Origin of the sequence: Streptomyces sp. WAC04114 (assembly GCF_019733245.1) — a bacterium.
In the GTDB taxonomy this organism is placed as follows: Bacteria; Actinomycetota; Actinomycetes; order Streptomycetales; family Streptomycetaceae; genus Streptomyces; species Streptomyces massasporeus_A.
The window spans coordinates 1-5663 of the sequence record NZ_JAIGQA010000291.1; the positions used below are offsets into that span (position 1 = coordinate 1).

Sequence of the window (5663 nt, forward strand, 5' to 3'; positions counted from 1 at the left end):
GGGGCGCCCGGCGTCAGAGGATCCGTGGCGGAGGTGGGATCCGGGGCGGAGGCGCTCTGCGAGGGACGCGGCGGAGGATCCGGGTCGGGGCCGCTCCGCGACTGCGGCATCGGATTCCTCTGCTTCCGGCGGCCGCACCGGGGCTCCCCCGGTCGGGATCGAGGCCGAGAACCCCGTACGGATGACGGCCGCCAGCTCGGGGATGCACCGGCTCAGTTCCGCCAGCGGATCGCCGCCGGGTACGAGCTGCACGACCTCTCGCGCCCGCCCGCTCCCGTCGCCGCTCCCGTCGCCCGCGCCGTCGCCGTCGTCACCGCCCAGCGCGCCGTCCCGCAGGGCGGGCACCAGACCGGCGTTCAGCAGCGAGGACTTCCCCGCCCCCGACGCGCCCACGAGCATGACCAGCCCCCCGGCCCCCGCGACGGCACCGAGCTGAGTGACGAGCGCGTCCGTGCTCCGCTCCCGGCCGAAAAACCACCGGGCGTCCTCCCGACGGTAGGAGGCCAGCCCGCGGTACGGGCACACCCCGCCGGGCGCGGACGCGGTCTCGTCCGCGGTCCGCGGCCGCTCCTCGGCGGCGGACGACGCGGCCGCCGCGGGACGCTCGCCGACCGGGTCGGCCACCGCGCGCTCCCACAGCCGCTGCCAATGGCCGAGGTCGTACAGACCGGGGGAGACCGGAGTCGGCCGCGAGCGCCGCGCGTCGGGGATCAGCACGTGCAGCACCGCCGCCAGGGCGGGGAACTGTGCGGGTACGTTCCGGGCCCGCCGCCAGTCGCTGATGCGCTGGGCGGACACTCGCACGGGCCGCCCGCGTTCGTCGACGCGCTGGAGCCGGACGACCGCCTCGGACACCCGCTTGAGGGGAGGATTGCCGGCTTCCTTGTACAGCAGTGCGAGGCGTTCCGCGAAGGCGGTGCGTGCCCCCGAGTCGGAACTCAAGGTCTCAGCTCCTTACTTCCACGCCTGGACGTCCGGACCGGAAAACTCACTCTATATGGCTGACCTGCGGCGATACCGTCCGCCAAGCGCCGGAACCTCCTCCTCCGTGGCCGGAAATGGCAGGATCCGGACGCAAGTCAGCACCCACCCGGACAGCTTCCGTCCGAGCCGGACGACGGCAGCTCCACCGTTCGGTACCGGTCCCCACGAGGGGAGGGACCGGTACCGGACGACGTGGTGAGCCTCCCCGACGGGCCCTGCCCCGCACCCCCGACGGACCCCGCTCCGCACCCCGGGCGGACGCTGCACTCCCACCCGGCAGACCCACCCGACCGACCCTGGAAAACTGACGACCCGTCAGCTATGGTCGCCCTGCCGTACCGCTTCCGCAGCGATGTACAGGGGTGAGCGCAGTGGAGTCACGTCCCGAGAGCCCACGACCGCAGGGTGCCCCGCGCTGGGTCGCGATGTTCTACCGCCCGTCCACGGGCTCCTGGCGGACGGCCGCGCAATCGCCCCACCGCACGCCCGTGGAGTACGCCCTCGGCGAGATGACCCAGACCCTGCGCGCACGGGGCGACGAGGTGACGGTCACCCTGTGGGGACCGAGGGACGGCGCATGGCACCGCTTCGACACCCCGCAGCGCCGAACCACCACTTCTCAGCCCATTCCCGAGCCCTCCCCCGCCGAACCGGCCGAACTCACGGAACGGATGACCGGCCGCCGCCACCAGGTCCTCCTGGCCGGCCTGACCAAGGCGGGCCTCTACGACCTCTCCCCCGAGGACGACACGACCGTCCGGGCCCTGGTCGAACGACTCGACGAGGCCGCCGTACGGCGCGTCGCCCACTGGCTGGCGGCCGCCGGAGGCACACGGTGACCGACCGGGTTCAGCCCGCGTCCGGCTGGGCAGTCAACTCCCGACGGCCCTGGGGTTCCTGGTCCCGATGCCGTCAGGAGGGGGACAAAGGGGCATGAAGGTCTTCGTGGACCGCGACCTCTGCTACGGCTCCGCCGAGTGCGCCCACCGGGCCCCGGCGGTCTTCGACTTCGTCGACGGCTTCGGCGTCGTCCGCCCGGGCCACGAGGAGACGGGCGAGGACCCGTCGGTCCTGGAGGCGATCGAGAAGTGCCCGAGCCAGGCGATCAGCATCACCGACACACCGCCGCCGGCACCGGCGCCGGGCCAGCCGTAGCGGGAACGGATGCCGACACCGAGCCTGCTCGCGGTCTTCGCCCATCCCGACGACGAGTCCTTGTACGCGGGCGGCGTCCTCGCCCGCCACGCGTCCGAGAGCGCGCGCACGGCGGTCGTCACGGCGACCTGGTCGGCGGACACCCCTCGCGCCGCGGAACTGACCGAGGCACTCCACATCCTGGGCGCGGGCGCCCCTCGCATGCTGGGCTACGCCGACTCCCGGGTCCCGCACTCGGCTCCGGGCAGAGCCCGCTGGTGCGACGCCCCGCTGGACGAGGCGGTGCGGGAACTGGTCGCACACCTCAGGGACTTCCGCCCGGAGATCGTCGTCACCCATGACGCCTACGGCGGCCTGAACGGCCACGAGGACCATGTGCACACCCACCGCGTCACCGCGCTCGCGGTCCACGCCGCCGGCCTGGAACGCCTCTACCCGGACGCCGGAGAGCCCTGGCAGCCGAGCACCCTGTATCTGTCCACGCACCCCCACGCGGCGGTCGAGGCCTGGGGTGGGCACCTGGCCGCCGTCGGAAAGTCGCTGCGCACGGTCCCCGGTGAGCGCGTCACCGCCACCGTCGACGTCACCCCCTGGCTGGACCGTAAGGTCGCGGCGATCCTGGCCCACCGCACGGAGGTGGCGCGGGGAGCCGCGCCGGGCCTTCTCGCCGCCCTTCCGGCGACCGAACGGGAACGGCTGCTCGGCACGGAGTACTACACCCGCCACGACCTGGCACCGACGGCCCCGGCGCAGACCGAGCTGCTCTCATAGAGCAGCCGAGGCCTCCCACCGAAGCCGGGACAGCGCCCTGGCCCTGGCCTCCACGACGGCCATCCGCACTTCCCGCTCCGCCCGGTCCGTGTGGGCCGCCTGGCCGGTCACCTGACCGTCCCACTTGCGGTACAGCAGGCCCACCTCCCCCGAGAACCAGCCCCGGCTCACCGCGTTCAGTGCCAGCAGGAGCCCCGTGTCCTCCGAGGCGGGCAGCGCCATCCAGCCGCCCAGGGCCAGCAGCAACTCCCGTCGCACGAACAGCGAGGCGGGATGCACCTGGGCGAGGAAGCCGTTCGCCTTCCAGTGCGCGAGCACCGCCCCGCGCTCTATCGGCCCCTGGTCCGGATCGCCCGGGAACCCGACGGTCGACCCGTCGGGCAGGAGGTCGAGCACCCGGGACGTGGCCCACCCGAGGTCCGGGTCCCCTTCCAGCACGGCGAGGTCCCGCGCGAGCGCGCCCGGCGCCAACTGGTCGTCTGCGTCGAGGACTTTCACGTACGCCCCGTCCCCGTGGGCCAGTGCCATGGTCCTCGCGACACCGGGCCCCCCGGCCCGCCCCTGCCGGAACGTCACGCGAGCGTCCTTCGGCACGTACGGCCCGACGTCCTCGCTCTCCCCGTCCTCCTGCACGACCCAGTGCCACTCCCAGTCCTCGGGAAGCCGCTGCGCGCACAACGACGCGTAGGCCTCCGGCAGGAACCGGGCGTGGGGGCCGTGCACGGCGGTTACGACGACGATGCGCCGACTCACGGCGACGCTCACCCACCCTTCTGCGACCGGCACGCCCTGGTGATCGTAGTGCTCAGTGCGCGCCCGGCCGGCCGCTCGTAGTGCTCAGTGCGCGCCCGGCCGGCCGCCCAGTTCCAGTACGAGGTGATAGCCGCCGGCCAGGTCGATCCCGGTCCGCTCGCGCAGCAGCTTGACCGCGGCGATCTGCTTGCCGCTGTCGAGCAGCGCGGTCAGCTCCCCGACCAGCGGGGCATCGAGCGAGCGCAGGGCCTCCAGCGCCTGACCACTGCTCGTGGGCAGCTCCCGCCCGGCGACCAGCAGCTCCAGGGCCTCTCGCGCCGGCCCCCGCTTGAGCCACGAGTCCTTGCGCAGCCGCCGGACGGCCTTGCCCTCCCGCCCCTCCCGCGCCAGCACCTTCGCCTCGTCCTGGGCTTCCTGCCCGACAGGGGTGATCATCGCGGCGGTCCGGGCCTTGGTGTTCGTCATGGCACTCCTGGCGTCGTGGGGGTTCACGCCTGAAGACGGCGCAGAGCCCGCCGCCGTTGCCCCACGCGGAAAGGGGCGCCTCTCGGCGAGAGGCGCCCCTTTCCGTACTGCCACAGCTATGACCTGCGCGGAGGCGGTGGGATTTGAACCCACGGTGACATCGCTGCCACGACGGTTTTCAAGACCGTTCCCTTCGGCCGCTCGGGCACGCCTCCCCGCGCCGGCCGTGATCGGCGGCGCGGGGACAAGGGTAACGGGTCGGTGCGGGCGGGTGGGGGTCAGTTGTCGCCGACGCGGGAGCCGAGCGTGACGTCGACCGTGTGCTGCTTGCCACCGCGCTCGTAGGTGATCGTGACCTTGTCACCGGGCTGGTGGGTCCAGATCTCGCCGATCAGCGTGGGGCCGGAGTCGATCACCCGGTCGTCGAGCTTGGTGATGACGTCGCCCGGCTTGAGGCCCGCCTTGGCGGCCGGGCCGCCCGGCTCGACCGGTGCCGCGCCGCCCGCGCCCTGGTCGGTGATCTGCGCGCCCTCGGAGCTGTCGTCCAGGGAGACGGACGCGCCGATCTTCGCGTACACCGGCTTGCCGTTCTTGATCAGCTCCTGAGCCACGTACTTGGCCTGGTTGATCGGGATGGCGAAGCCCAGGCCGATCGAGCCCGACTGCCCGGTGCCGAAGCCGCCGTTGCCGGTGGACTGGATCGCGGAGTTGATGCCGATGACATTGCCCTGCGCGTCCAGCAGCGGACCGCCGGAGTTGCCCGGGTTGATCGAGGCGTCGGTCTGCAGGGCGCTCATGTACGACGCCTGGCTGCCGCTGCCGTCGCTGGAGGCCACCGGGCGGTTCTTGGCGCTGATGATGCCTGTCGTCACCGTGTCGGAGAGGCCGAACGGGGCGCCGATCGCGATGGTCGAGTCGCCGACGGCCACCTTGTCCGAGTCGCCGAGGGTGAGCGGCTTCAGGTCGGAGGGGGCGTCCTTGAGCTTGATGACCGCCACGTCGTAGCCCTGGGCGTTGCCGATCACCTCGGCGTCGTACTTCTTGCCGGTCGGGAAGGTCGCCGTGAGCTTGCCGCCGTCCACCGCGTCCGCCACCACGTGGTTGTTGGTGACGATGTGGCCCTGCTTGTCGAAGACGAAGCCCGTGCCGGTGCCGCCCTCGCCGCTGGTGCTCTCGGCCGAGATCGTGACCGTGCTCGGCAGCGCCTTGGCGGCGACACCCGCCGTCGTGCCCGGTTCGCGCTTGACGTCACCGCCGTTCGCGGAGGCCGAGACCGTCGTGGAGCCGGTGCTCTCGTCGTTGCCCTTGGCCAGCACGTAGCCGAGACCGCCGCCGATGCCGCCCGCCACCAGCGCGGCCACCAGGACCGCGGCGACCAGACCACCGCGCCCGCGGCCGGACTTCGGCGCCGGTTGCTGGTACGACGAACCCCAGCCGCCCGGACCGGACCCGGAACCGCCGTCGCCGTAGGGGGCGCTCGGCGGCGGCGGTTCCGGGTCCGGTCCGGGCGGCTGGGGTTCGTCGTACCAGCAACC

At 73.0% G+C, this 5663-nt stretch carries 6 protein-coding genes, 1 tRNA gene and 1 pseudogene; 3 read left to right on the forward strand and 5 right to left on the reverse strand.

Annotated elements, in window-relative coordinates:
- Nucleotides 1-942, reverse strand: a pseudogene (locus K4G64_RS38010) (ATP-binding protein); the annotation flags it as partial.
- 413 nt (nt 943-1355) lie between these two features.
- Between K4G64_RS38010 and K4G64_RS38015 the strand changes: the two are divergent.
- The 3 genes from K4G64_RS38015 to K4G64_RS38025 all read left to right on the forward strand — a co-directional run bounded on the left by K4G64_RS38015 (nt 1356) and on the right by K4G64_RS38025 (nt 2910).
- The gene (locus K4G64_RS38015; RefSeq protein ID WP_308122600.1) at nt 1356-1823 is read left to right on the forward strand and encodes a hypothetical protein; all 468 of its coding nucleotides are present in this window, start codon (nt 1356-1358) and stop codon (nt 1821-1823) included.
- Between the two features lie 94 nt (nt 1824-1917).
- Nucleotides 1918-2139 carry a ferredoxin gene (locus K4G64_RS38020; protein ID WP_221760427.1) on the forward strand — a complete coding sequence of 74 codons (222 nt, stop codon included), beginning with the start codon at nt 1918-1920 and terminating at the stop codon, nt 2137-2139.
- A gap of 9 nt (nt 2140-2148) precedes the next feature.
- Nucleotides 2149-2910, forward strand: coding sequence for a PIG-L deacetylase family protein (locus K4G64_RS38025; protein ID WP_221760428.1), 762 nt, complete (start codon nt 2149-2151; stop codon nt 2908-2910).
- Here the strand turns inward: K4G64_RS38025 and K4G64_RS38030 are convergent.
- From K4G64_RS38030 to K4G64_RS38045, 4 genes are all read right to left on the reverse strand, one after another.
- Nucleotides 2905-3675: a glycosyltransferase family 2 protein gene (locus K4G64_RS38030; RefSeq protein ID WP_374206509.1), complete on the reverse strand. Its 771-nt coding sequence runs from the start codon at nt 3673-3675 to the stop codon at nt 2905-2907. The two genes, K4G64_RS38025 and K4G64_RS38030, sit on opposite strands and share 6 nt — an antisense overlap.
- Before the next feature lie 72 nt (nt 3676-3747).
- Complete coding sequence (locus tag K4G64_RS38035) at nt 3748-4128, reverse strand: hypothetical protein (RefSeq protein WP_221760429.1); 381 nt, start codon at nt 4126-4128, stop codon at nt 3748-3750.
- A 128-nt stretch (nt 4129-4256) separates the two neighbouring features.
- A tRNA-Ser gene (locus tag K4G64_RS38040) sits at nt 4257-4343 on the reverse strand.
- 63 nt (nt 4344-4406) lie between these two features.
- A partial coding sequence (locus tag K4G64_RS38045) for a S1C family serine protease (RefSeq protein ID WP_260461538.1) occupies nt 4407-5663 on the reverse strand: 1257 nt, incomplete at its 5' end.

What these genes read in the sequence shown, in the direction of transcription:
- K4G64_RS38020 (WP_221760427.1), top strand. Translation starts at nt 1,918, where the DNA reads ATGAAGGTCTTCGTGGACCGCGACCTCTGCTACGGCTCCGCCGAGTGC.
- K4G64_RS38025 (WP_221760428.1), top strand. Translation starts at nt 2,149, where the DNA reads ATGCCGACACCGAGCCTGCTCGCGGTCTTCGCCCATCCCGACGACGAG.
- K4G64_RS38035 (WP_221760429.1), bottom strand. Translation starts at nt 4,128, where the DNA reads ATGACGAACACCAAGGCCCGGACCGCCGCGATGATCACCCCTGTCGGG.